This is a genomic window from Phaeobacter sp. PT47_59, from assembly GCF_028890025.1.
GTDB lineage: Bacteria > Pseudomonadota > Alphaproteobacteria > Rhodobacterales > Rhodobacteraceae > Phycobacter.
Map to the genome: position 1 here is coordinate 195,371 of NZ_JARCJL010000004.1, position 25,066 is coordinate 220,436.

Annotated in this window: 26 protein-coding genes; 11 read left to right on the forward strand and 15 right to left on the reverse strand. The window is 61.9% G+C overall.

The features are described from left to right. Positions 1-54: 54 nt before the first annotated feature. Positions 55-1,479: a surface lipoprotein assembly modifier gene (locus PXK01_RS05550; RefSeq protein ID WP_274859190.1), complete on the reverse strand. Its 1,425-nt coding sequence runs from the start codon at positions 1,477-1,479 to the stop codon at positions 55-57. Beyond that, positions 1,479-2,531 (reverse strand): hypothetical protein, encoded by a 1,053-nt coding sequence (locus PXK01_RS05555; protein ID WP_274846628.1) that lies wholly within the window; start codon positions 2,529-2,531, stop codon positions 1,479-1,481. The genes PXK01_RS05550 and PXK01_RS05555 overlap by 1 nt, the downstream gene beginning before the upstream one ends. 244 nt (positions 2,532-2,775) lie before the next feature. Here PXK01_RS05555 and PXK01_RS05560 point away from each other — a divergent pair, with 244 nt between their 5' ends. Together PXK01_RS05560 and PXK01_RS05565 are read left to right on the forward strand one after the other, a co-directional pair. Then, the gene (locus PXK01_RS05560; RefSeq protein ID WP_274846629.1) at positions 2,776-3,609 is read left to right on the forward strand and encodes a thymidylate synthase; all 834 of its coding nucleotides are present in this window, start codon (positions 2,776-2,778) and stop codon (positions 3,607-3,609) included. A 16-nt stretch (positions 3,610-3,625) separates the two neighbouring features. Continuing rightward, positions 3,626-4,120, forward strand: coding sequence for a dihydrofolate reductase (locus PXK01_RS05565; RefSeq protein ID WP_274859191.1), 495 nt, complete (start codon positions 3,626-3,628; stop codon positions 4,118-4,120). 119 nt (positions 4,121-4,239) lie between these two features. Here PXK01_RS05565 and PXK01_RS05570 read toward each other — a convergent pair whose 3' ends face one another. Further along, positions 4,240-4,446: a cold-shock protein gene (locus PXK01_RS05570; protein ID WP_192966197.1), complete on the reverse strand. Its 207-nt coding sequence runs from the start codon at positions 4,444-4,446 to the stop codon at positions 4,240-4,242. 212 nt (positions 4,447-4,658) lie between these two features. On the opposite strand from PXK01_RS05570, the gene PXK01_RS05575 reads away from it, so the two are divergent. Then, positions 4,659-4,976: an arsenate reductase family protein gene (locus PXK01_RS05575; RefSeq protein WP_274859192.1), complete on the forward strand. Its 318-nt coding sequence runs from the start codon at positions 4,659-4,661 to the stop codon at positions 4,974-4,976. 86 nt (positions 4,977-5,062) lie between these two features. Here the strand turns inward: PXK01_RS05575 and PXK01_RS05580 are convergent, their stop codons facing one another. The 5 genes from PXK01_RS05580 to thrS form a co-directional block, all read right to left on the reverse strand. Then, on the reverse strand, positions 5,063-5,629 hold the full coding sequence (locus tag PXK01_RS05580; protein ID WP_274846632.1) for a DoxX family membrane protein: 567 nt from the start codon (positions 5,627-5,629) through the stop codon (positions 5,063-5,065). An 11-nt stretch (positions 5,630-5,640) separates the two neighbouring features. Further along, positions 5,641-6,390 (reverse strand): HvfC/BufC N-terminal domain-containing protein, encoded by a 750-nt coding sequence (locus PXK01_RS05585; protein WP_274859193.1) that lies wholly within the window; start codon positions 6,388-6,390, stop codon positions 5,641-5,643. Next, a complete protein-coding gene (gene bufB, locus PXK01_RS05590) occupies positions 6,387-7,274 on the reverse strand; it encodes an MNIO family bufferin maturase (RefSeq protein WP_274859194.1) in 888 nt (295 codons plus the stop codon). The genes PXK01_RS05585 and bufB overlap by 4 nt, the downstream gene beginning before the upstream one ends. A gap of 87 nt (positions 7,275-7,361) precedes the next feature. Continuing rightward, positions 7,362-7,667 carry a BufA1 family periplasmic bufferin-type metallophore gene (locus PXK01_RS05595; RefSeq protein ID WP_274846635.1) on the reverse strand — a complete coding sequence of 102 codons (306 nt, stop codon included), beginning with the start codon at positions 7,665-7,667 and terminating at the stop codon, positions 7,362-7,364. A 234-nt stretch (positions 7,668-7,901) separates the two neighbouring features. Continuing rightward, positions 7,902-9,848 (reverse strand): threonine--tRNA ligase, encoded by a 1,947-nt coding sequence (gene thrS, locus PXK01_RS05600; RefSeq protein ID WP_274859195.1) that lies wholly within the window; start codon positions 9,846-9,848, stop codon positions 7,902-7,904. A 229-nt stretch (positions 9,849-10,077) separates the two neighbouring features. Here thrS and PXK01_RS05605 point away from each other — a divergent pair, with 229 nt between their 5' ends. The 5 genes from PXK01_RS05605 to PXK01_RS05625 all read left to right on the forward strand — a co-directional run bounded on the left by PXK01_RS05605 (position 10,078) and on the right by PXK01_RS05625 (position 13,903). Beyond that, on the forward strand, positions 10,078-10,743 hold the full coding sequence (locus tag PXK01_RS05605) for a DNA-3-methyladenine glycosylase I (RefSeq protein ID WP_274859196.1): 666 nt from the start codon (positions 10,078-10,080) through the stop codon (positions 10,741-10,743). 120 nt (positions 10,744-10,863) lie between these two features. Next, complete coding sequence (locus PXK01_RS05610; RefSeq protein WP_274859197.1) at positions 10,864-11,610, forward strand: alpha/beta fold hydrolase; 747 nt, start codon at positions 10,864-10,866, stop codon at positions 11,608-11,610. Beyond that, positions 11,610-12,599 (forward strand): alpha/beta hydrolase, encoded by a 990-nt coding sequence (locus PXK01_RS05615; protein ID WP_274846639.1) that lies wholly within the window; start codon positions 11,610-11,612, stop codon positions 12,597-12,599. Before PXK01_RS05610 ends, PXK01_RS05615 begins: the two co-directional genes overlap by 1 nt. Further along, positions 12,599-13,036, forward strand: coding sequence for a VOC family protein (locus PXK01_RS05620; protein ID WP_274859198.1), 438 nt, complete (start codon positions 12,599-12,601; stop codon positions 13,034-13,036). The genes PXK01_RS05615 and PXK01_RS05620 overlap by 1 nt, the downstream gene beginning before the upstream one ends. A 105-nt stretch (positions 13,037-13,141) precedes the next feature. After that, positions 13,142-13,903: an alpha/beta fold hydrolase gene (locus PXK01_RS05625; RefSeq protein ID WP_274846641.1), complete on the forward strand. Its 762-nt coding sequence runs from the start codon at positions 13,142-13,144 to the stop codon at positions 13,901-13,903. On the opposite strand, the gene PXK01_RS05630 is transcribed toward PXK01_RS05625, so the two are convergent. Then, positions 13,900-14,490, reverse strand: coding sequence for a DUF6151 family protein (locus PXK01_RS05630; protein WP_274859199.1), 591 nt, complete (start codon positions 14,488-14,490; stop codon positions 13,900-13,902). The two genes, PXK01_RS05625 and PXK01_RS05630, sit on opposite strands and share 4 nt — an antisense overlap. A gap of 4 nt (positions 14,491-14,494) precedes the next feature. After that, the gene (gene phaZ / locus PXK01_RS05635; RefSeq protein ID WP_274846643.1) at positions 14,495-15,775 is read right to left on the reverse strand and encodes a polyhydroxyalkanoate depolymerase; all 1,281 of its coding nucleotides are present in this window, start codon (positions 15,773-15,775) and stop codon (positions 14,495-14,497) included. A gap of 147 nt (positions 15,776-15,922) precedes the next feature. Here phaZ and PXK01_RS05640 point away from each other — a divergent pair, with 147 nt between their 5' ends. Next, positions 15,923-17,725 (forward strand): PHA/PHB synthase family protein, encoded by a 1,803-nt coding sequence (locus PXK01_RS05640; RefSeq protein WP_274859200.1) that lies wholly within the window; start codon positions 15,923-15,925, stop codon positions 17,723-17,725. A 134-nt stretch (positions 17,726-17,859) separates the two neighbouring features. Beyond that, positions 17,860-18,303, forward strand: a complete 444-nt coding sequence (locus PXK01_RS05645; RefSeq protein ID WP_274859201.1) for a phasin, PhaP — start codon at positions 17,860-17,862, stop codon at positions 18,301-18,303. 115 nt (positions 18,304-18,418) lie between these two features. Here PXK01_RS05645 and PXK01_RS05650 read toward each other — a convergent pair whose 3' ends face one another. Further along, positions 18,419-19,291 (reverse strand): NAD-dependent epimerase/dehydratase family protein, encoded by an 873-nt coding sequence (locus tag PXK01_RS05650; protein ID WP_274859202.1) that lies wholly within the window; start codon positions 19,289-19,291, stop codon positions 18,419-18,421. A 194-nt stretch (positions 19,292-19,485) separates the two neighbouring features. On the opposite strand from PXK01_RS05650, the gene phaR reads away from it, so the two are divergent. Beyond that, positions 19,486-20,055: a polyhydroxyalkanoate synthesis repressor PhaR gene (gene phaR, locus PXK01_RS05655; protein ID WP_274846647.1), complete on the forward strand. Its 570-nt coding sequence runs from the start codon at positions 19,486-19,488 to the stop codon at positions 20,053-20,055. A 200-nt stretch (positions 20,056-20,255) separates the two neighbouring features. Here phaR and PXK01_RS05660 read toward each other — a convergent pair whose 3' ends face one another. The 4 genes from PXK01_RS05660 to PXK01_RS05675 form a co-directional block, all read right to left on the reverse strand. Then, the gene (locus PXK01_RS05660; protein ID WP_274859203.1) at positions 20,256-21,464 is read right to left on the reverse strand and encodes a DegT/DnrJ/EryC1/StrS family aminotransferase; all 1,209 of its coding nucleotides are present in this window, start codon (positions 21,462-21,464) and stop codon (positions 20,256-20,258) included. Positions 21,465-21,613: 149 nt separating this feature from the next. Beyond that, entirely contained in the window at positions 21,614-22,924 is a 1,311-nt protein-coding gene (locus PXK01_RS05665) for an NAD(P)/FAD-dependent oxidoreductase (protein ID WP_274859204.1), read from the reverse strand. An 88-nt stretch (positions 22,925-23,012) separates the two neighbouring features. After that, positions 23,013-24,371: a glutamine synthetase family protein gene (locus PXK01_RS05670; RefSeq protein ID WP_274846650.1), complete on the reverse strand. Its 1,359-nt coding sequence runs from the start codon at positions 24,369-24,371 to the stop codon at positions 23,013-23,015. After that, a complete protein-coding gene (locus PXK01_RS05675; RefSeq protein WP_274859205.1) occupies positions 24,371-25,051 on the reverse strand; it encodes a type 1 glutamine amidotransferase in 681 nt (226 codons plus the stop codon). Before PXK01_RS05675 ends, PXK01_RS05670 begins: the two co-directional genes overlap by 1 nt. Positions 25,052-25,066: the final 15 nt, after the last annotated feature.

A 25,066-nucleotide genomic window follows, 5' to 3' on the forward strand; every position in this document is an offset into this window, starting at 1 on the left:
ATTTCGCTTGGGGGAGAGCTTAGCTGTCAGGGCGGGAAAGTCGAGGGGCGGAGCTCAGAACGCCGACTGAATGCCGAAATTCACGCCAAATCGATGCGATTCGTAGAGTCCGATATTGCTGTCCACCTTGGCGGCAGACATCCGAAGCGTCGGGTTGAAACCGTAGTAGTCGATCTTGTTGAACGTGAGGGACAGATCCGCCTGGAAGCGGTCATCCTGTCGTCCGTCCGGGCTATGGGGGGACTGGTCGTAATCGCGGATGCGTCCCCATAGGCCGAACTGCGCGGTTGCTCCGAATATGGGCTTGGCCAGCGTCAGCTGAGTGCGGACGCCGATTTCCTCGAATTCATCGGCGGCCTGGTTCGAGGTCGCTCCGGCAAGGGTCAGATTGGTCCAGAGCGCGGCACCGGACGGCAGCTTGAAACTGTAGGACATGTCGGCGCGCCAGGTGTTTTGATCGCTGGTGAGAATCCCGTCCTGGATTTCATGCGACAGGCGCGCGTTGATCCTGCGGCCCCGGTCTAACTTGAAGCTTTGACCGGCTGACAGGCGTAGGAAGCGCGCATATTCCTCACCGCCGTACCAGCTTTGGCCAAGGTCCGCCGCCGCGCGAAACTCGCCCTTCTGCCCTAGGTTGATGCCGCGCAGCCCATAGCCGATCTGATAGGAGGTGAAGGCAAAATCATTGCCCTCCACGCCAGGCGCCTGGGCCTTTGCCTCTGAGGACAGCGTGTAGCTGCGGGCAGTCAGCGAAAAGGCCAGATCATGCGCCCGCGTGGCGGTCTGGTGAAACCTGTATCTGGACTGCAGCCCCAGCGCATATTCGATTCCCGAAAGCGCGCGCTGGCTTCCGCCCAGTTGATACTCGACCGGTTGTCCCAGCAGCAGTTCGGACAATTCGTAATTCAGGAAGGAAGAGCGTTCGGAGGAGCCGTTGTTGATATTGGATTCCGGGGAAACCGAGAATGAGAACCGGTGCAGCCAGGGGGTGCTGGCGCGCAGATAGCGGAAATCCCGCACCGCCCGGCGCTCCAGGTGCTTGTCGGGTGCGTGTTCGACCGCCCGGCGCAGCCAGAATTGCGCCAGGGTGCGTTGACCGCCCGAGGACAGCGCCTGCGCCATGATCAGGGCAGCGGCGTATTTCTCTTCCTCTGTTTCGGAAAGGGTCCAGGCCTGTTTGGCCGCCTTGCGCGCCAGGGTGTAATCGCCCAGGTCCCGTGCGGAACGGGACCTGATCAGCAGGGCCGAGCGGTCATGCGGGTCGCGCGCAATCAGCGCATCCGCAAGCGCCATGGCCTGCCTCGGGTTGCGCAGGCGCAGCAAATCGGCCGCCGCAGTGCGCATCTGCGGCGGGGTCAGCACGGTGCGGTCTTCGGGGGCTGCGGCCAGCGGGCCGCTGCCAACCCAGGGCAGGAGCGCGCAGAACAGCAGCGCCCCCCCCCGATGTGCTGATTTTCCTATGCGCCGGGCGCGCCGCATTAGGGGACGTTGTTGTAGACGATGAAGCCGCCGGTTTCACGGGTCGAGGCGGCGATCGGATCCAGGGTGTTTTCCAGAACGACAACCCCGACGATCTCCTCGGCATCGTCGCCGGACACGATGGCGTAGTAATTGCCGGTCTCGTAGATCTGCAACTCGCCGTTTGCATCGGTGTATCTGCTGTGCAGCGTGCCGATGATCTCGCCGTTTTCGTCCAGGTTGTTGGGGCCGACATCGAAGGTCACGACCGGGATGCCCGATAGGGTCAGGTTGTTGTCGGCGTTGATCCGGTTGATGACGTCACTGGTGATGTCGGCGCCGTTCATATCGTAGATGGTGCGGTTGGACAGGGTGCCGGATACCGCGTCTCCGCGTCCGCCCGTGGTCGGGTTGAAATCGTCAAAGTCGATGGCGATCTGCACATCCGCCGTGGTGTATTCGAGGCCGCCGGAGCCGTTGAAATCGCGGATCCCGGCCAGCGTGCCATTGTACTGCGCCTGCCCGGAGGAGGGCAGGGTGACGGCGTTGTCGCGCTGATAGATGAAGCCACCGAACCCGTAATCCGCATAGGCGCCGGTGCGCACGATGGCGAACTGGGTATTGCCCGAGGTGCTGACGCCATAGATGGCGCGATGGGTGAACTGGTTGATCGCCTCACTGTCGTTGATGTCGGTGTATTGCGCATCCGCCTCGTAGACCGCAAAGGGCCCCAGGCTGCTGACCGCAGAGCCGCGGGCATAGGTTCCGTCACCGTCAAAGGCGAGGTTGTCGACCGAGAAGGTGTCGTTGCGCCGGTTGTAGCTGATGTCGGTGGCATAGCCGTTGCCGTCATAGGGCTCTTCGGTGCTGGTGCCCTCACGGCGGAAAATGCCGACTTCCGGAGCGGGTGAGGCCGTGCCCGGCGGGATACCATCGCTGTCGATGCCCGTTCCGGTGTCGGTGCCTGTGTCGGTCCCGGTGCCTGCGTCCGTCGTGTCTTCGGAGAACGGATTGCCACCCCCGCATGCGGATAGCGCAAGCGCCGCAATAAATGCGCCTGTGATCTTGTTCATGATGTGCCTGCCTCTGCTCGAAGTTCTCGGCGTTTTTTCTTCACCCTTTTCTGCTGCAGGCGAAAAGTCAACGGGTTTGCGCCTGGGCGTGCGGCTTTATGCGGAAGACTGACTGGAAAGCCATAGTCCTATATGTTTTGTCTGGCCGCCGGGCCTTGGCGTGACCGCGTGCAACGGCTATGACCGTGGATAAAGCGGCCCGCCAGGTGGGCAAGGGCTGGTAAGGGGCGGCAAGGGGGAAACCATGCAGCAATATCACGATGCATTGCGCCATATTCTGGATCACGGTGTGCCAAGCAGTGACCGCACCGGCACCGGCACGCTGTCCTGTTTCGGCATGCAGGCGCGCTATCCCCTGGCCGATGGGTTTCCGCTGGTCACCACCAAGAAGTTGCACCTGCGCTCGATCGTTCACGAGCTGCTGTGGTTCCTCTCCGGCGATACGAATATCCGCTATCTCAAGGACAACGGCGTGTCGATCTGGGATGAATGGGCTGATGAAAACGGTGACCTGGGGCCGGTCTATGGCTACCAGTGGCGCCGGTTTCCCCGGCTGGAGCTGGTTCCCGGCACCACCGGGGACGAGCCGCTCTATCGTGCGGGCAGCGTCGATCAGATTGCCGATCTGGTGCGGATGATCGAGACCTCCCCCGACAGTCGCCGCCTGATCGTTTCCGCCTGGAACCCGGCGGATGTGCCGGATATGGCGCTGCCGCCCTGCCATACCCTGTGGCAGGTGCGCATCCTGGGCGGCAAGCTGCATCTGCAGCTCTATCAGCGCTCTGCCGACATGTTCCTGGGCGTGCCCTTCAATATCGCCTCTTATGCGCTGCTGCAGGCGATGCTGGCCCATGTGACCGGCTATGAGGTGGGGGATTTCATTCACACCATGGGCGATGCGCATATCTACACCAACCATATGGATCAGGTGCAGGAGCAGCTGTCGCGCACGCCAAAACCCCTGCCCAGCCTGCGGATCAAACGGGAGGTCACGTCGATCTTCGATTTCCGCTACGAGGATTTCGAGTTCCTGAACTACGATCCCGATCCGGCGATCAAGGCCCCGGTGGCGGTCTGAGCGGGAAGGACGAGAGATGATCACTTTGATTGCAGCCCGCGCCCGCGATGGCGCCATTGGCAAGAACAATACCATTCCCTGGCACGCGCCAGAGGATCTGAAGGCCTTTCAGCGGGAAACCCTTGGGGGCGCCATCATCATGGGGCGCCTCACCTGGGACAGCCTGCCGGTCAAGCCTTTGAAAAACAGGCTGAACATTGTCGTATCATCTGATCCGAAGGCTGCCGAGACGGTCTGCGCCTCAATCGATGAGGCCATCGACTTGGCCTATGGGCGGGGATACCGGCGCATCTACGGGATCGGCGGCGCCGGGATCTATGGCGCAATGATGGAGCGCGCCGACCGCCTATTGATCACCGAGGTGGATCTTGCGGTTGAGGGGGCTGATACCTTCTTTCCCAAGTTTGCAGAGCAGGATTGGGCACGCATCGGCACAAGCACCCTGCGCTTGACAGCGCCGCGCTGCATCTTGGTCGAATACCTCAGGATCCCGGCTCAAGATCCCGCCTGAAGATCGCTGTGCGGGCGGAAGGCCCTGAACAGCCCTGTCTTCATCCGCGTGCTGAGAGGGGAGGCCCGACCGGCCAAAACGGACAGAATTGTTGAGGCTCTGATCATGCCCGCAGGCGGTCAGAGTTCGACCAGTTCACCGGCCATTTCGCGACCGTCCCGACCTTCGGTGAGTTGATAGCCGACTTTCATATTGTCAGCGAGCCCTTTCAATCCCGATCGCTCGACCTGAGAGATGTGAACGAAAACATCCTTGCCGCCGGTGTCGGGTTCGATAAATCCGTAACCCTTTGTGGTGTTGAACCATTTCACGGTGCCACTTGGCATTTCCCGTGTCTCCTTCTACCGTAGTACTCCCCCGAACAGGTGCGGGGTATTCACAAATAGCCTGACCAAGGCGCCGGATGTGCGAAGACAAACGAAACCCAAACGTGGTAAAGCGCCATCAACTGTTGCAGGTATGATGCGAAAATCAAGGCTGGGATCCGAATTCTACCGCAAATTGCGCCTGCGAAGTGAACGGGAGAGATGACTGGAAGATGCAGCTTTTTGGATTGAAGACCTGCGATACCTGCCGCAAGGCGCTGAAACTGTTGCCGGAGGCGCAGCTTGTCGATGTCAGAGGCGAGGGCGTGCCGGATGCGATGCTGGAGCAGGCGCTGGCCACCTTCGGGGACAAGCTGGTGAACACGCGGTCCACGACCTGGCGGGGGCTCAGCGAGGCAGAGCGCGCAGAGGCGCCGCTTGATCTGCTGCGCAAGCATCCAGCACTGATGAAGCGACCGCTGATCGAAAAGGACGGGGCCCTGTTTCTGGGCTGGGACAAGTCCGTTCAGGCAGCGCTTCTGCCGGAGTGAGCGCTGAGCACAGTGGAATAGCAAAAGGCCATCCCGATTTCTCTTGTCGGGATGGCCTTTGCTTTGTCACTGGCACATGCGGCCCATCAGGCCGGGACCTGTTCCATCTGCCTGTCGCGCAGCAGCGCATCGACCGACAGGGCGCCGGCACCCTTGACCACCAGAAGGCTCAACAGGAAGACCCAGAACAGCCGCTGATCCAGGATCACGCCATCGGGAAAGCGATCGAACCAGGCTCCCAGGGTTTTGAGGTCGGTGCCATGGTGGCCGTAGATATCGGTGAGGGACTGCACCACCACAAAGCCGATCATGCCGAGGGCCGCCAGACGGGTGAACAGCCCGATGATGAGCAGCAGGGGCAGGATGAACTCGGCCCAGGTGCCCGCGATCACCACCAGCCAGTGGAACACCCCCAGTTGCGAGACGTCATAGCCGACCGCCTCTAGCTGCTTCGGGAAGATCTGCGAATAGGCGCCGATGGAGGGCGAGAACAGGCCCAGAATGCCGTCCCCGAGCTTGGTCACGCCCGAGACCCAGAAATACATCAGCAGGGTTGCGGCAAAGACGAACCGCGCAGCGATAGGCAAAAGCCAGCTGCCCGCGGTCTCGATCATCTCGAAGACCGCGTTGTGAAGCGAAACAACAGAACGCATGGGGATTTCCTTTATGTCATGAGATCGGTCAAACCGCCCCCCTCCAACAACAGGGCAAGCGGTGCGGATAGGTCGAAATCGAGAGTAATTTCGAGTGTGGTTTCAAAAGCCTCGCCGATGCTGTGCCCAACCCGCAGGGCAGCGATCCACTGGGCGGATCCCGGGGGCAGCGGCTGCGCCACCGGGTCAAAGTCTGGGCGGGTGATCAGCACGTCCTGGGCGCTGGCCTGGGGTTTCGGGGCGCCCTCTTGGGTGGCATAGCGCCAGATATCAAACAGCGGCCAGTCGGATTTGAGTAACTCCACCGCCGGGGCAAGCTGCAGGCGCGCGGCCATCAGCGCATCCGGGGAGAGGCCTGCCAAGCGTTCGGCGGGCAGGGGGGCTGCATCTGCCGCGTGATAGGAGCGGCGCAGGGCCAGTTCCAGCCGGGCTACATCCGGTAGGTAGCCAAGGTGGGAAAGCTGGCTCATCCCGGCGAGAAAGTCGGGAAACTCCGCGCCAAAATGCATCATCAGCGGAGATGCTGGCGGGTGCTGGCGCAGGTATATCCCCGCCAGCCCGTCCATGTTCTCCTTGCCGAGCAGACTGGCGACAGCCGGGAAGCCTTCGTGCAGCGCTTCGGTCAGGGAGGCGGCGACATTGTTCCTGTAAACGGAAAACCGGCGCCCCGCCGGGCGCCCTGCAGCATCCTGCAAGCCGCCGGGCACCGGGGCCTCGGGCGCAAGAAGCGCCTCGGCAAATTCCGTTTGCGACTGGGTCATGCCATCACCGCGGTGGGCGCCAGTTTCGACAAGGCCCAGTCGGCCCGCACCGCTTCGTTCAGCAGCACCGGCCAGTCCGGCACATCGGTGTCCCATTCGATCAGGATCGGCTTGGGGCCGGATTTGCCCAGGGTATAGTCCAGCAGCGACCAGACTGGATCCACCACCTCGCCGCCATGGCTGTCGATCAACAGCGGCGCGCCGTGGTCGTCCTCATCCTCGTCATGGCCGCCCAGGTGGATCTCGCCCACCTTGTCGAGCGCGAAGGCGTCGATATAGCCGGTTGGGGAGAACTCCAGATTGGTGGCCGAAACAAAGACGTTGTTCACATCCAAGAGAAGCCCGCAGCCGGTGCGGCGGCTGACCTCGGCCAGAAAGTCTGGCTCGGACCAGTCGCTTTCGGCAAAGGCGAGATAGCTGGAGGGGTTCTCCAGCAGCATCTTGCGGCCAATGGCGTCTTGCAGCTGGTCGATATGCGCGCAGACACGGGAGAGCGTGGCCTTGGTATAGGGCAGGGGCAGCAGGTCGTTCAGGAAATGGCTGTCATGGGTGGACCAGGCCAGATGTTCGGAAAAGCTTGCAGGATTGAGCCAGCCCACGAGGGACTTGAGGCGGGCGAGATGATCCGCATCCAGCGGCCCTTCGCCGCCGATCGAAAGACCCACGCCATGAACCGAGATGGCGTAGCGCTCCGCCAGGTGGCGCAATTGCGCCAGCGGGCGCCCGCCATCGCCCATGTAGTTTTCCGCGTGGATCTCCAGCCAGCGCACCGGGCCGGGGCCGTCCCGGTGTTCGGGCGCGCGGATCAGGGCGTCGAAATGCTGCGGCTTGTAGCCCACACCGGGGGCGGCGGGCAGCCGGTCAGATCTGGTGCTGTCCAACATGGCGTATCCTGACACTTCGGGAAGAGCGAACATCAACAGGGATGGCGCGAAGGGCGCGATCCTGCGCCCCCCGCTATGGAGAGAGGGTTATGCGGGCAGGTCGCGTTCCAGCGGTTCCAGCGAGCCCTTGCGCGCGGTGCCATCGGCCATTTCCGGCAGTTCGATGTCAAGGCAGGTACCTGCATCGACCAGCGTCCAGGCGTTGCCCTGGTAATCGACAACCGAAGAGCCGGCGCAGGTGGTGCCGGGACCGGCGGCGCAGTCGTTCTTGCCGGCCAGGGAAATGCCATAGCATTTTTCCTTGCTCTGGGCGGCGGCAGGCATGGTGGTTGCTGCGGTCAGGGCTGCGGCAACGGCGCTGGCGACAGCAAGAGATTTGGCGTGCTTCGACATGTAAGTGTCCTCCTCGGTATGGGATGCGGTATCGATGTGATCCGCTTGGGGTACGAGAACACTCTAGCCCAGCTGCACAGCGCTTTGAATTCACGAGGCTGTGCCTCACGCGTGCGTCAGAACCCGTGACAGGTGAAATGCATTCAAGGGTCAGTGTTTAAAGGGAATTTGCGCCCCAAACGAAAACCGGCCCCCAGGTGGGAGCCGGAAGAAGCGATTGATCTGCGCCAAATGTTACAGAAGATCAGGCGGTGTTGCCTCGCGGCCAAGGGCCTTTGTTACATCCGCCAGGCTTTCGACCTTGGTCTGTTTTTCGCCCAGGCGGCGCACGGAAACGGTGCGCTCTTCCACCTCGCGGTGGCCGACAGCGAGGATCACCGGAACCTTGCCCACCGAGTGCTCGCGGACCTTGTAGTTGATCTTCTCGTTGCGGATATCCGCTTCGGCGCGCACGCCCGCATCGCGCAGGGTCTGCACGACTTCATTGACGTAATCGTCCGCCTCCGAGGTGATGGAGGCCACAACCACCTGACGCGGCGCCAGCCAGAAGGGCAGCTTGCCTGCGTGTTCCTCGATCAGGATGCCGATGAAACGCTCGAAGGAGCCCAGCGTTGCCCGGTGCAGCATGAAGGGGCGATGCTTGTTGCCATCCTGCCCGATATAGGTCGCATCGAGCCGTTCCGGCAGGTTGGGATCCACCTGCAGGGTGCCGCACTGCCAGTTCCGGCCGATCGCGTCGGTCAGGGTGAACTCCAGCTTCGGCCCGTAGAAGGCGCCTTCGCCCTCGAGGATCTCGTAATCATAGCCGGCCGCCTTGCAGGCATCGCCCAGCGCCTTTTCCACGAAGTCCCAGCTTTCGTCCGAGCCGATCCGTTGTTCCGGGCGGGTCGAGAGCTTGATGGTCCAGTCATGGAAGCCGAGGTCGGCGTAGATCTTCGACAGGAAGTCGATGAAACGGGCGGTTTCGCTTTCGATCTGGTCTTCGGTGCAGAAGATATGGCCATCATCCTGGGTAAAGCCGCGCACCCGCATGATCCCGTGCAGCGCGCCCGAGGGTTCATAGCGTGCGCAGGAGCCGAACTCGGCCATGCGCAGCGGCAGGTCGCGGTAGGATTTCAGACCCTGGTTGAAGACCTGCACGTGGCAGGGGCAGTTCATCGGCTTCAGCGCGTTGACCGCCTTTTCGCGGGCATGGTCCTCGTCCACTTCGACGATGAACATGTTCTCCTGGTACTTGTCCCAGTGGCCCGAGGCCTCCCACAGCTTGCGGTCCACCACCTGCGGCGTGTTCACCTCCACATAGCCGCCGCGTTCCTGTTGGCGGCGCATGTAGTCCTGAAGCGTGGTGTAGACCTTCCAGCCGTTGGGGTGCCAGAAGACCTGACCGGGGGCTTCTTCCTGCATGTGAAACAGGTTCATTTCGCGGCCCAGCTTGCGGTGATCGCGCTTGGCGGCCTCCTCCAGCATGGTGAGATGGGCCTTCAGCTTTTCCTTGCCTGTAAAGGCCACGCCATAGATCCGCTGCAGCATGGCGCGGTCACTGTCGCCGCGCCAATAGGCGCCTGCGATGGACATCAGCTTGAAGGCATCGCCCGGCAGTTGACCGGTGTGCTGCAGGTGTGGACCACGGCAGAGATCCTGCCAATGGCCGTGCCAGTACATGCGCAGCGGTTCGTCGCCGGGAATGGCGTCGATCAGCTCGACCTTGTAGGGCTCGTTGTTGGCCTCGTAGAATTTCACCGCACGCGCGCGATCCCAGACCTCGGTGGTCACCGGCTCGCGCTTGTTGATGATTTCCTTCATCTTCTTCTCGATCACGCCCAGATCTTCGGGGGTGAAGGGTTCGGCGCGGTCAAAGTCGTAATACCAGCCGTTCTCGATCACCGGGCCGATGGTGACCTTGGTGTCGGGCCATATCTCCTGCACGGCGCGGGCCATGACATGGGCCAGATCGTGGCGGATCAGCTCATTCGCCTGCTCTTCGTCCTTCATCGTGTGCAGGGCGATGGAGGCATCGGCATTGATCGGCCATTGCAGATCCCAATGCTGGCCATCGACGGTGGCTGAAATTGCCTTTTTTGCCAAAGATGTGGAGATATCGGCAGCCACCTGAGCAGGAGTTACGCCTGCGTCATAGGAACGTGCATTGCCATCAGGAAGGGTGAGAGAGATTTGGGCCATATCGGCTGCTCCTCGTCGGTTTGGCGCCCACTGAACGCCCGGTTGCGGGTTATGGTGTCTGTGCCCTTTTTGACCGAGGCGCCGCCGCTGTCAACCACTGTGGTCGCTGCTGGCGCCGCCGAAGGCGATGGTAGGGATCATCTGTGATGCAGGTATTTGTCTCCCGTCTTGCCTTTTGTCGGGAGCGGGTTCACGCTTCAGCGGTGTTTCTCTTGATTGAAAGACGACCATGCGTAGATTTGAAGAGATTTTGGACATTGCAATAGAACGCCATGGCGGGCTTGCCGCCGTTGAGGCCAAGCTTCCGAAGGTGCAGCCCAAGGACGTGGTGGCAGCCGTGCCCGATCACATCTGGCTTGAAACCATGGCGATGGGAATCTTTGCCACCGGCATGAGCACCAAGGTGATCGAGAACAAGCATGACGATATCGTTGCGGCCTTCGAGGGCTTTGACGTCGGGCGCGTGGCAATGATGTCGGAGGAGTGGTTCGATGCGCTGCTCAAGGACAGGCGGATCGTGCGAAACGCCCCAAAAGTGCGGGCCGTTCAGGAAAACGCGGTCTTCATCCAAGAGGTCTCGGCTGAGGCAGGCGGATTTGGTCGCAAAATCGCGGATTGGCCGGATGCGCGGTTCGGGGAACTCCTGCTGTGGCTCAAATCCGAAGGATCTCGGCTGGGCGGTACCACCGGGGCCTACGTGCTGCGGCATCTGGGACGCGATGGATATGTCTTTACCCGCGACGTGGTTGCCCGGCTGGTGGCAGAGGGCGTTGGTTCAAACGCGCCCAGTTCGAAAAAAGCCATGCTGGCCGCGCAGGAGGCGTTCAATACCTGGCAGGCGGAGTCGGATCGGCCACTTGCTGAAGTCTCTCGCATCTTGGCGCTGAGCATCTGAACGCGGTTGCTTGCGGTCCTGGGCCATCTTCGCGGCACGCAGGTGAAACCTTGGTTTTGCAAATCGCCGCCGGACATGGCAGTGCTTTGAAAAACAGGGATAGGACAAAGGAATTTTGCGATGACGGCCAACTATCTGGACACCGCTCAGGGACGGCGGCTCGCCTATCACCTAACAGCCGGAACAGGTCCGACCATTGTTTTCCTTGGCGGTTTGAAGTCGGACATGGAAGGCACCAAGGCGGTGCACCTGGAGGCCTGGGCCAAGGCGCAAGGCCGCGCCTTCTTGCGGTTCGACTATTCCGGCCATGGCGAAAGCTCGGGTACCTTTGAAGAGGGATGTATCGGCGATTGGCATGAGGATACGCTGGCAGCCATTGATGCGCTGACCGATGGAGCCATCGTGCCGGTCGGCTCTTCCATGGGGGGCTGGCAGGCGCTTCTGCTGGCACGCGTGCGGCCAGAGCGGATTGCGGGGATGGTCACAATCGCCGCCGCACCGGATTTCACCGAGGACGGCTATTGGGCCAGCTTCACCGAAGGCCAGAAGGCCGAACTGGAGACGCAGGGCTATGTGGAGCTGCCCAGCGACTATATGGAGCCCTACCGGATTTCCAAACGCATGATCGAGGATGGGCGCAACCGCCTTGTCCTGCGCGCGCCGCTCAGCTTGCCCTTCCCGGTGCGCTGCCTGCAAGGGACGGCCGACACGGCGGTTTCCACCGAGACGGCGCTCCGGCTGCTCGACCATGCGGACTGCGCCGATATGCGCCTGACCCTGGTCAAGGATGCAGATCACCGGTTCTCTGATGCGGCCTGCCTGACACTGATCGAGAAGGCGGTGCTGGATGTGCTGGGGGATGCGTAATGGAGGGGATCTTGGGGGCGCTGGGAAAGGCCGTCCTTGGGCTGGGGGTTCTTGGGGCTGGGCTTTGGACCTTTGGCCCCTATGAACCTGTGGATCTGAAGGCGTCGTTTGATCCCGCGAAATTCGATGGGGGAGTTGCGGCCTATTTTGAACGTGTGGAAGGCGCCTTTTCCGATATCACGCCGGGGACCGAGAAACGAGTGATCTGGGCGGGGGAGCCTGAGGCGCGCACGCCCGTCTCGGTGGTCTATATCCATGGCTTTTCGGGCACCTCCGAGGAAATCCGCCCGGTGCCGGACCGCGTGGCGCAGGCGCTGGGTGCAAACCTCGTCTATACCCGGCTGGCCGGTCACGGGCGCCCGGGCTCGGCCATGGCTGAGCCTACCGTCAATGACTGGATGCAGGATCTGGCCGAGGCGCTGGCGGCGGCGCGTAAGGTAGGCGAGCGCGTGGTGGTGATTGCCACCTCCACCGGGGCCACGCTGATGACGGCAGCGGCGCTGGATCCCGAACTGTCGCGCGATCTGGCGGGGATCGTAATGGTCTCGCCCAACTATGGCATCAATCACCCGGTGGCCGCCCTGCTGACCTGGCCCGCTGCGCGTCACTGGCTGCCGCTGCTGGCCGGGAAAGAACGCTCCTTCCCGGCGCGCAGCCCGGAGCATGAACGGTTCTGGACCACATCGTACCCGTCGGTGGCGGCAATGCCGATGGCCGCACTTGTGAAGGCGGTCACGCAGTTGAAGCTCGAAGAGACGCGCATCCCGGCCCTGTTCTGGTTCTCTGAAAAGGATCAGGTGGTGCGCCCGGACCTGACGCAAAAGGTGGCCGCGCGCTGGGGCGGGCTGGTTAAGCTACAGAACCGTGATCCCGGCCCGGATGATGATCCTTACGCCCATGTGATGGCGGGGGATGTGATGTCGCCGGGGCAAACCGATACGGCGGTGCAGGATATCCTGTCCTGGCTCTCCGATCTGGAGGTGAAGTGATGGAGCAACGTGTCAGCCTGATCACCCTTGGGGTGCCCGACATGGAGCGCGCCGCCGCCTTTTACGAGGCGCTGGGCTGGCAGCGGGCACAGAGCCCCGATGGGGTGATCGCCTTTGATCTGATGTCCCAGACGCTGGGGTTATATCCGCTCGACAAGCTGGCCGAGGACATCGGCCTGCCGGTTGCGGCGCTGGGCACCGGGGCGATGACCCTTAGCCACAACCTGCGCAGCCCGCAGGAGGTGGACGCCTTGATGGAAGCCGCACGTGCGGCAGGGGCCGAGATCCTGCGCCCCGCAGCAGAGGTGTTCTGGGGCGGCTACATCGGCTATTTCCGCGCGCCGGACGGTCACATCTGGGAGATCGCCCACAACCCGTTTTCTCCGCTCTCCGAAGATGGTGCCTTTCGCTGGAACGGGTTTCCCGTCTCATCTTGAGGTCAAATTTCTTGCGCTTTTTCCTGTTGTTGCCCATGGTTGATGGGAAACCTCCGATCGCAGAGAGCTCGATGGTTCGGCGGGAGTAACGATAAGGTAGGGCGCATGACACACGAGATGTCCGAGGTTGGATCCAGCCCGCTGGGAACAGAACCGCTGGTGATGCTTCCCGGAATGATGTGCGATGCGCGGCTGTTCCAGCCCCAGATCGAAGCGCTGTCGGCCCATCTTCCGGTCACCGTGGCGCCCCTGTTGGGGGGCGAGAGGATCGAGGCGATTGCCGCGCATATCCTGACCATGCTGCCCGACCGTTTTGCGCTGGCGGGGCTTTCCATGGGCGGGATCATCGCGATGGAGATCATGCGCCGTGCGCCGCAGCGGGTCAGCCGCCTGTGCCTGATGGCAACGACGCCGCTGGCGGAAACCCCGGCCCAGGCGGCCGAACGGGAGCCCTTGATCATCGGGGCGCGGACCGGGCGTCTGGCGGAGATGCTGGAAAAGGCGCTGCCGGCAGAATGCCTGGCACCGGCTCCCGCTCGCCCTGCGATCCTTGAGACGGTGCGGCAGATGGGGCTGACCTTTGGCAGCGATGTTTTCGTGGCACAAAGCCGCGCGCTGCAGCGGCGCATGGATCAACAGGCCGCGGCGCGCCGTTGCCATGTGCCTGCGCTGGTCCTGTGCGGCGAATACGATCGGCTCACGCCGGTGAAACGGCACCAGTTGCTGGCGGATCTCATCCCCCATGCCAGATTGGAAGTCATTGCGGGGGCCGGGCATCTGCCGAGCCTGGAACAGCCAGAGGCGGTCACGCGCGCCCTGCTGCAATGGTTGTCCACCCCTGCGGTGCGGCAGTCTGCGGCCGGTTAACCCCGGGTTGCGGCGGTCCGCTCTGCCTTGCTGAGCACAATCGGTTCGCAGATTGGGCGGCCGGTTTCGATGTCGAAGAACGGGGTCTCCTTCCAGCGTCCCGACAGGCGGGCAGCCACCATCCGCGTGAAGAGGCCGTAGACCATCGACAGGGCGCCTTTGGTCAGCGGAGGCTTTCCCGGACGGGGCATGAAGGCGCGGGTGGTGATCTTGCCGAAGATCTCTGGCTGGGCAAAGAGATTGGTTCGCATGCCGGCAAAGGGCAGACCCGGAGTCTTCAGGGTATTGGCAAAGGGCGTGCCGCAACATCCCGCATACCAGCGAAACAGCCCCTTGGGGCCAAGCCGCATCAGGCGCAGGTTCTCTGCGCCCTTGGTGATGTGGATTGCATCGGGGGACAGCTGAAACAGCTCTACCGGATCAGGCGCCGGGTCAGGGCGCCCGTGATAGATCTCATTGGCGCGGCAATCGGCGCAGTAGCAGGCGATATGGGTGCCTGTTTTCAGCGCCTCGGGCGCGATATGCCCCTGCAATCCGCCGCACGTACAAGAAAAGGTGCAGACGGATTGATCGGGGGCAGTCGCCATGACGTCAGACCGCCGCGATCTTGGGTTTTGCGCGCTTGCCTTTCGGCTTGTCGCTGCGCGTGTTGGCATTCATGAAGTCGATCACCAGCGGGCGGATGTTGTTGCGCCAGCTGCGACCGGCAAAGATGCCGTAGTGACCGGCACCCGGCTCCACGTGGCTGGCCTTTTTTGAATCCGGCAGACCCGTGCAGAGATCCAGCGCCGCGATACACTGACCCGGGGCCGAGATGTCATCATTGGCGCCTTCAACCGTTTTCACGGCCACATCGGTGATTTTGCCGATGTCGACCTTGTGGCCATCGACGACGAATTCGTTCTTGGCGATCTCGCCGTTCTTGAACACGCGCTCGACCGTGGACAGGTAGAATTCCGCCGTCATGTCCATCACCGCCAGGTATTCATCATAGAACCGGTTGTGCGCGTCATGATCCGAGGCCTCGCCCTGGGAGACCCGCTGGATCTGGTCCATGAAGGCCTTGGAATGGCGGTCCATGTTCATCGACATGAAGGAGGACAGCTGCAGCAGCCCCGGATAGACCTTGCGCCCGACACCGGCGTATTTGAAGCCGACGCGCTGGATCATGGTTTCTTCCAGCTGGCCCATGGTTACGCGGCGGCCAAAGTCGGTGACCTCGGTCGGGGTGGCGTCAGGGTCCACAGGGCCGCCGATCAGTGTCAGCGAAGAGGGCTGCGCCTCGGGGTCCTGTTCGGCCAGGTAAGCGGTGGCGGCTAGGGTCAGTGGCGCGGGCTGGCAAACGGCGATCACATGGGTTTCGGGTCCCAGTTCGCGCATGAAGTCGACCAGATAAAGCGTGTAATCCTCGATATCGAACTTGCCGGCCGACACGGGGATGTCGCGGGCGTTATGCCAGTCAGTGACATAGACCTCGCAGTTTTCCACCAGGCTTTTGACGGTGGAGCGCAACAGCGTCGCGTAGTGGCCGGACATCGGCGCCACCAGCAGTACCTTGCGCGGCTGCACCTCGCGGCCGACGACGCGGAAATGGATCAGATCTCCAAACGCCCGTTCCACCACCGTGTCGATTTCGACCGTGTGGTCCTTCCCGTCTTCGCAGGTGAAGGTGCCGATCCCCCAGTCGGGGCGCGCCACCATGCGCTGAAAGGTCCGCTCGGTCACCTCGCCCCAGGCTGCCATCCAGCTGAGCGCGGGGTTCGGGATGGCGGAAAAGGCCGGGTAGGATGCCATCGACAAGGCCGTTGCCCCCAGCCATTGGTTCATGTTGCGGGCGGTTTCCATCAGGTCGTAGGACATCATGTAGCGCATGGCTGCTCCTTTTCGGTGTCCGCCCTGCAACCCATTGCACAAATCATGGGCGGATGATGCGCAGAGATTAGAACCTCGTGTCACTTTACCGTAGACTGCTTTGGTAAGAATTCTGCACAGCAGAAAGAGTAGGGGGGATTCTTTAAGATGACAACAAGCGACGTGATGGATGCCGAAACTTCGCCTGAACACATTGAACGGCTTAAGGAAAATCTCGAAAAAGTAGAACAACTCTCCAAGCGGCTGGTTGATGTGATGGCCTCGAAGAAGCCTCATCATCCGGGACTTGATGCTCCGAATCACGAATTGTTCGCACGTGCAGCAACCTCGTACTGGGCCTCGATGCTGGAAAACCCGGCCAAGATGCTGGAGCATCAGATCGAATATTGGGGCAAATCGGTGCTGAATTTCGCCGAAGCGCAGCAGGTTCTGACCGGCCATGTGGAGGAGGAACGCGACGCAGCGCCGAAGGACGGTCGCTTCAGCAACCCGATGTGGGACAAGAACCCCTACTTCCGCTTCATCAAGCAACAGTATCTGACCAATGCCGAGGCCATCCGTGACGCGGTGGAGGAAGCCGACGATCTGAACCCGGTCGACAAGCAGCGCCTGTCCTATTTTGCCGATCAGATCATCCACATGATGGCGCCGACCAATTTCCTGCCCACCAACCCGGATGCCCTGGAACGGGCGTTGGAGACCGAGGGACAGTCGCTGATCAAGGGGCTTGAGAACCTCGTTGCCGATCTGGAGGCCAACGACGGGGAGTTGATTGTGCGTCTGGCCGATGACACCGCCTTCGAGGTTGGTCGCAATCTTGCCACCACGCCGGGAGAGGTCGTCTTTCGCAACCGGATGATGGAGGTGATCCAGTATCGCCCCACCACCGATACGGTGCATGAAACACCGATCATTCTGTTCCCGCCCTGGATCAACAAGTTCTACATTCTCGACCTCAAGGCGCAGAACAGCCTGATCAAATGGGTGACAGAGCAGGGCTACACGCTGTTCGTCGTCTCCTGGGTGAACCCGGATGCCTCTTATGCGGATGTGGGCCTGGAAGACTACATCGAGGAAGGCTTCCTGACCGCCATCGATGAGGTCAAAAAGATCTGCAAGGTCAAGCAGGTGAATGCCGTCGGCTATTGCATCGCCGGAACCACGCTGAGCCTGACGCTGTCCCTGATGAAACAGCGCGGCGACAAATCGGTGAAATCGGCCACCTTCTTTACCGCGCTCACCGATTTTGGCGATCAGGGCGAATTCACCCCCTTCCTGCAGAACGATTTCGTCGATGCCATCGAAGAGCAGATCGGCGACGATGGATTGCTGCCTTCCTATATCATGGCGCGGACCTTCTCGTTCCTGCGGGCCAATGATCTGGTCTACGCGCCAGCGATCCGCAGCTACATGATGGGAGAGACGCCGCCGGCCTTTGATCTGCTCTATTGGAACGGCGACGGCGCCAACCTGCCCGGCAAGATGGCGATCCAGTATCTGCGCGGCCTGTGCCAGAGCAATGATTTCGTCAATGACGGCTTCGAGATCCTCGGCCACAAGCTGCATGTGCGGGATGTGGATGTGCCGCTGATGGCGGTGACCTGCGAGACCGATCACATCGCCCGCTGGAAGGATTGCTACCGCGGCGTGCAGCAGATGGGATCGCGCAGCAAGACCTTCATCGTGTCGCAGTCGGGCCATATCGCGGGCATCGTGAACCCGCCCTCGCGCAACAAATATGGTCATTACACCAATGACGATCTGAAAGGCGATGCCGAGGCCTGGATGGAGGGCGCCACCTTCAACGAAGGCTCCTGGTGGCCCCGCTGGGAGGCCTGGCTGAAGAAGCGCTCCGGCAAGCAGGTTCCGGCCCGAGAACCCGGTGATTCGCAGCATCCACCCCTGGCTGCGGCCCCGGGGAGCTATGTGCGCAAGGTTGCAAGATCCTGATATTAAAGCCTTTGCGAAGATTTTCTGCAGTGCGGCAAGAAATTTCTTGAAATGCTGCGCTGCAGAAAGCATATTGGTTTCAGACAAGGGCAGGCGGGGTTGTCCCGGATCCTGCAGCGAAAGGAACCAGTACGATGGCTAAGACCCAAGATTTTACTGCGATGATGAAAGACATGATGGGCGCATTCCCGATGGACACCAAAGCCATGGAAGATGCCTTCAAGAACTCCGCCGCTCTGAACGAGAAGCTGGCAGCAGTTGCGCTGGGCGCCGCTGAGCAGTCCGCGGAAATCTCGACCAAATGGACCAAAGACACCCTGGCCAAGCTGGGCGCCGTCTCCAAGGCCCAGGCAGAGCCGGCCGATTACGCAAAGGCCGCGACCGATTTCGCCAGCGCCTCCGCTGAAGTGGCCGCCGAAAACATGGCTGCCTTCGCCGAGATCGCCAAGAAGGCACAGACCGAAACCGTCGAGCTGCTGATGGCCGCCGGTAAGGACATCAGCGAAGAGGCGTCCGCCGCTGTGAAGAAGGCCACCGAAGAGGTGACCACCGCAGCCAAGAAAGCGGCCGCGAAGTAAGAACCAACACATGGAGGCACCAGCTCTCCTCCCAATCGGTGCCAACATGTGATGAAAGGGCAGGCCACGCGGGCCTGCCCTTTTCGTTTCGGGTCCGGGGCCAATGACCTCGGGCTTAAAAGGCTGCCTGGGTGAAACAGCGGTGCTCTGGCTCCCAGCCGCATGAGAGTTTCAGTTTCTCGGCGCAGAGTTGCTGATCCAGCGTCGGGCCTTCGGCCCAATCGCCGTATTTGCACAGCACATATTTCAGGGTGCGCACCACATAGCCCGAGGCGTGATCGCGTCTACGGGTGATTTCACTGATGATCTCGTGGGCGGGAACGCCGGACTGGGCGCAGACGTTGAATTCACCGGTCAGATCCGGGCGCTCCAACAGGCTGCGATAGGCCCGGGCCAGATCGTCACGATGCACCAGCGGCCAGCGGGTGCCGAGGCCACCCCAGGCCTCGATCGGATCCTCCCGGCGGGCCGCGTCCAGATAGCGGGAAAAAACGCCGCCACCATCCTCGTGATAGACCATCGCCGGGTGCAGAACCGCTGCTGACACGCCTTTTGCGGTGAGCACCTGCCTGGCCTGCGCTATCATCCACTCGAAACTGGAGATTGGTCGTTTGAAGGTGGTTTCATCGGCAATCCGCTCTCCGGTTGCGCCGTACAGCCAGCAGCCCCCGGTATAGAGAAACCTGAGCGGCGTGTCGCGCCGGGCCGCCTGGTTCAGCAGCTCGGTGATCACCTTGCGGTCGGTCTCTCCCATATCCGCTTCGAAGGTGGCAGCGGCCTGGATCACCGCATCCACATGGTGCACCCTGTCGGACCAGCGCTGCGGCTCCTTGAGATTGCCGCGTAGCGGGAGGGCGCCAATTTCTGCCAGCCGGGCCGCGGATTGCTCCGAGCGTGCAAGTCCCGTCACCGAGTGGCCATGATGGACAAGTTCCCGCGTGATGGCGGTTCCGATGGAGCCGGTGCCCCCCAAGAGCAATACGCGCATGTCGCAGCCCGTCCTGTGCAGTTGCCGTTGGGGGGAGCTGTGTAAAAGTTCAAGCCAACTTTAGGTCAAGCGGTTTTTGCAGGCTCTGAGGGCAGGAAGGGGAACATTTTCCGCCTAAGGCCCTGCGAGGCTTTTCTTTTGTTCTGCGCTCGCATAGGGTTTTCTGCAATGCATCATGTCTGGGGAGGTATGACATGGCGGAACAGGAAAAGCCCCTGCTTATCAAGCGCTACGCCAGTCGGCGCCTGTATAACACCGAGACCAGCGATTACGTCACGCTGGAGGATATCGCCGGGTTCATCCGGGATGGGCGCGAGGTGCAGATCGTCGACCTCAAGACCGGAGACGATCTGACGCGCCAGTATCTTTTGCAGATCATTGCCGAACATGAAAGCCGCGGCGAGAACGTGCTGCCGGTCAATGTGCTGAACGATCTTGTGCGCAGCTACATGGTGCCGGGCGGCGGTGTGATGCCGCAGTTCCTGCAGAGCTCCTTTGACATGCTGCGCGACAGTCAGTCGAAGATGATGGAAAACATGAATGCGATGAACCCGATGGCGAACATGCCGGGGTTCGAGGCGATGAAGGCGCAGCAGGAAGCCTTCCTCAAGGCGATGACCGGGGGATTGTCCAGCGGTTGGACCGGGGGCAGCAGTACGCCCGAACCGGACAGCGCAGGGTCCGACAGCGAAGGGGAAGAGGATCTGGATGCGATCAAGCGCCAGTTGAGCGAGTTGCAGGACAAGCTGTCCAGGATCAAGTGATCCGGTGACGCGGCTCTGGCGGCAGCCTGCTCCATGTCTGACCTGATGAAACCCGGCTGTTTTGCCGGGTTTTTTCGTCTCTGGGAAGGGCCTTGGCGGGGGCGCTCCCGCCCGATCCTGCGCAGCCCTGACGGGCGGCGCGGAGCCGTTGGGCCAAGCGCCGCGCAGAGGCGCGGCGCGGGCGCGTCCATGGCGAAGGGTCAGGCTGCGGCGCGGCCCATGGTTTCATTGGCTGCGGCCAGCAGGATATCGACGGTGATATCCAGTTCCGCCTTGGTCAGACGCACCGGCAGGCGCACGTCGCAGGCCTTCATCAGCATGGCACGGGTCTGCGGCAGTTCGGGCAGATCCGAAAGGAATTGCCAGTTCCAGAAAGCGCGGGCATTGTCCGTGGAGAGACCAAAGACCTGCACCTTGACGCCCTTTTCGGCGGCGGATTTGGCAAAGGCCTTGATCTCTTCCTCGTTCATGCCGACCAGATTGAACTGGATCGAATCCGGCGCGCGCCGTTCAGGCGCCAGCGGGGCGGGCACGTCGAAATAGGGGGCGGCATTCAGGCGGTCCGCCACATAGTCATGGTTCGTCAGCCCGTCCCGCACCCGGCGCGCCAGTTCCGGCAGCTGCGGGCGGATCACGGCGGCGGAAAGGTTGCTCATCCGGAGGTTATAGAGCGGCAGCTGGTTCTGCCATTTGGCAAAGGCCTCGGCCAGGTCCGGAGTGTTCTCACCGCGCGGACCTTTGTGTTTCTGCCAGTTGTGCTCATAGGCCCCCGACATGATCACCGCGCGGGCCACCAGGTCGGCATCGTCGGTGACCAGGATACCGCCTTCGCCCGCGTTGATCATCTTGTAGGACTGGAAGGAGAAGCAGCCGACCCGGCCAATGGTTCCGATGTTCTGCCCGTTCCAGGTGGTGCCGAGCGAATGGGCGGCATCCTCGATCACCGGGATGTCGCGGGCCGCGCACAGGGCCATGATGGCATCCATGTCCGAGGTGTGACCGCGCATGTGGCTGATGATCACGGCCGAGATGTCCTGATCCAGACGCGTCTCGAAATCGGCGATGTCGATGCGGTAATTCTCGCCCACCTCGCACAGAACGGGGATGCAATCGGCATGCACCACAGAGGAGGGAACGGCCGCGAAGGTGAAGCCGGGGATCAGCACACGGGCATCACGGGGCAGGCCCAGCGCCTTCAACGACAGGAACAGCGCTGCCGAGCAGGAGGAGACCGCAAGGGCATATTTGCAGCCGATCAGTTCCGCGAACTCCTGTTCCAGCAGGGCGACGGGGGCATCCTCTGGGGCGGTGTAGCGAAACAGGTCGCCCGATTGCATCAGCGCGTCAATCGCCTCGCGGGCGGCTGCGGGGATCGGTTCGGCGTCATGAACGTTCGGGGGCAGCGTCATATTTCAATTTCCCAAATATCTGATTTGGTAATTCTAAAACAGCAGGCGGGTAAAGCCAAGCAAAAGGCCCGGCTTCAACCGTCGGACGGGAAAAAATTCACAGAACTGTTGCGATGTCGCAGGAGAGGCTGTGCGTGTTTGCGCCGCGATCAGAGCCCCAAACGGTCCCGCATGGCGAACCAGGTCATTGCCAGCACCAATAGCGGCGAGCGCAGGCGCGATCCGCCGGGAAAGGCCGGGGCGGGGACGCGGGCCATGGTGTCAAAGCCTTCGGCCTGTCCCTTGATGGCCTGCGCCATCAACTGCCCGGCATGGGTGGCAGTGCCGACCCCGTGGCCGGAATAGCCCGAGGCCGACAGGACATTGGGCGCCAGCCTGGCAAGATAGGGCATGCGTTTCATGGTGATGCCCAGGGTCCCGCCCCAGGCGTAATCGACGCGCACATCCCGCAGGTGCGGGAAGATCTGAAGCATGGGCTTGCGCACCGTCGCTTCGATATCGGTGGGAAAGCGGTAGCCATAGCTTTCGCCGCCGCCGAACAGCAGCCTTTTGTCGTGGCTGAGGCGGAAGTAGTTGACCACAAATTTGCTGTCGGCCACGGCCACATCGCGGGTCAGCACTTCGGTCGCCCTGTCTCCCAGGGGTTCGGTGGCGACCACGAAATTGTTGATCGGCATCACGCGGGCCGCAACCTGACGGTTGAGCCCGCCAAGGTAGCCATTACAGGCCAGGATCAGGTGATCGGCGGTGACGCTGCCTGCCGCCGTGCGCAGCTTGACCTTGGCGCCTTCGCTGATCTCCAGGGCTTCGCTTTGTTCATAGATCTTTGCGCCGGCCGCATCGGCCGCCCGGGCCAGGCCCAGGGCATAGTTCAGCGGGTGCAGATGGGCCGCGCCATGGTCAAGGAAACCGCCCTTGTAATCCGGTGATGGGCACATGGCATGGCAAGCGCTCTGGTCTAGGATTTCAAGCTGATCGTACCCATAGCGCTCCTGCAGGTGGTGGCCATAGTCGTGCAGATGTTTGACCTCAGCGTGGGAGGAGCCGGTCCAGGCCACCCCTGGTTTCAGGTGGCAATCGATGTCATGACGGGCGATCAGGGATTTCACCAGATCCTTCGCCTCTTCCCCCAATTGCCAGAGTTTCCGGGACTCTGTCTCACCCATCAGGCTTTCGAGACCTTCCTGATCCATGCGCTGCCCGCTGCCAAGCTGCCCGCCATTGCGGCCAGAGGCGCCAAAACCGACGCGGTGTGCCTCCAGGAGGACCACCTCCATGCCAGCCTCTGCCAGGTGCAGCGCGGCAGACAGGCCGGTGTAACCGCCGCCAACGATGCAGACATCGGCCCGGATATCGCCCTTTAGCGCGGGAAATGGCGCGGTTGCGGTCGCCGTTGCCGCGTACCAGCTGTCCGGGTAGTGGCCCTTGCGGTCATTGGAATAGAGCAGGTTCAAACCCATGGGATCACCTCATGCAGACGGGGCGCGCCGGGATCAGCGGCGCGGGATTTGGTCGGTGTAGCACCGCGCGGGCGGCAGGAACCAAGGATCAGACGTTCAGCAGCAGGTGCTCACGCTCCCAGGGGGAGATCACCTGTAGGAATTCCTCGTATTCGGTGCGTTTGACGATGCCATAGACGCGGGCGAACTCAGGGCCGAGGACCTCGTGCAGCTTGCTGGCCTCGTCAAAGAGATCCAGCGCCTGTCCCATGACCTGGGGAATGTCGCCGTCGCCCTCATAGGCGTCGCCCTTGAACTGGCGGCGGGGGCGTTCCTCTTCGATGAGACCGAGATAGCCGCAGGCCAGCGATACGGCGATGCCGAGGTACGGGTTGCAGTCCATCCCGGCAAGGCGGTTTTCCACGCGGCGCGCCGCGGGGCCGGAGAGCGGCACGCGGATCCCGGTGGTGCGGTTGTCGCGGCCCCATTCCAGGTTGATGGGGGCGGCGTGGTCCTTCACGTAGCGCCGGTAGGAGTTCACATAGGGCGCCATCACCGCGACGCCGGCGGGCAGGTGGTTCTGCAGCCCGGCGATGAAGTGATAGAAGGCATCCGTTTCACCGCCTTGTGGGCCGGAGAAGATGTTTTCGCCGGTTTCCTTGTCGATGATCGAGTGGTGGATATGCATGGCCGAGCCGGGCTCATCCGCGATCGGTTTTGCCATGAAGGTGGCAAAGCAGTCGTGGCGCAGCGCGGCCTCGCGGATCAGGCGCTTGAAGTAGAAGACCTCATCCGCCAGCTTCACCGGATCGCCATGGCGCAGGTTGATTTCCAACTGCCCGGCGCCGCCTTCCTGGGTGATGCCGTCGATCTCGAAGCCCTGCGCCTCGGCAAAGTCGTAGATGTCGTCGATCACCGGGCCGAATTCATCAACAGCCGTCATCGAATAGGCCTGGCGCGCGGCGGCGGGGCGGCCCGAGCGGCCCATCATCGGCTTGATCTCATGGGCGGGATCGACATTGCGCGCCACCAGAAAGAACTCCATCTCCGGCGCCACGACCGGATCCCAGCCCTTGTCATGATAGAGCTGAACCACCCGCTTCAACACGTTGCGCGGCGAGCAGGCAATCGGGTCGCCGTCGCGGTCATAGGCATCGTGGATCACCTGCAATGTCCAGTCGCCGGTCCAGGGGGCTGCCGTCACCGTGGTCATGTCGGGGTAAAGGATCATGTCCCGTTCGATGAAGCCATCCTCTCCGGCAGCCTCGCCCCAGTCGCCGGTGATGGTCTGGTAGAAGATGCTGTCGGGCAGGTGGAAATACTCTTGTTTCTCGAACTTGCTGGCTGGCACCGCCTTGCCTCGGGCGATGCCCGGAAGGTCCGAGATGATGCATTCAACCTCGTCGAGACGACGGCCCTCCAGGTAGGATTTTGCGGCATCTGGAAGGGCGTCGAGCCAGGCGGACATCAGGTCCTCTCTTTCTTGAAAAACTCTGCGAGGAAGGTTGCGATTTCAGGATTGTCTACGGGGGTGTTCAGACCTTGGGCGGCGCTGTCGAGGATCTGATCCGGCACCACGCCGCGACCGCGTTTTTCGATCAGGCCCTGCACGAAGCCGTTCGAGAACTCGGGATGGGGCTGCACGGTCCAGATGTGGTCGCCATAGGCCAGGATGCCATTCTCGCAGAAGGCATTCCCTGCCAGCACGCGGGCGCCTTCGGGGCGCTGGATCACCTGATCCTGGTGCCAGGCGTTAAGGGTGATTTCCTTGCCGTCTTGCTGATAGGTCACATGACCCACGGCCCAGCCCCCATCGTATTTGGCAACCGTGCCGCCAAGAGCCTGCGCGATGATCTGATGGCCAAAGCAGATCCCCGCCATGGGCTGTTTGCGGGCATTGATCTGGCGGATCAGTTCCTCCAGCGGGGGGATCCAGGCGTGCGGCTCATAGGCGCCGTGTTTGGATCCGGTGATCAGCCAGGCATCGGCCTCTTCCGGTCCATCCGGGAAGATACCATCCACCACAGCCCAGGTTTGGAATTCAAAGCCGTTCCCCCCCAAAAGCGTGCGGAACATTTCGTCATAGTCGCCCGAGCTTTCGATCAGGTCTTCGGGGGCATGGCCGGTTTGCAGAATGCCGATTTTCATAGGTCACCAAATTTG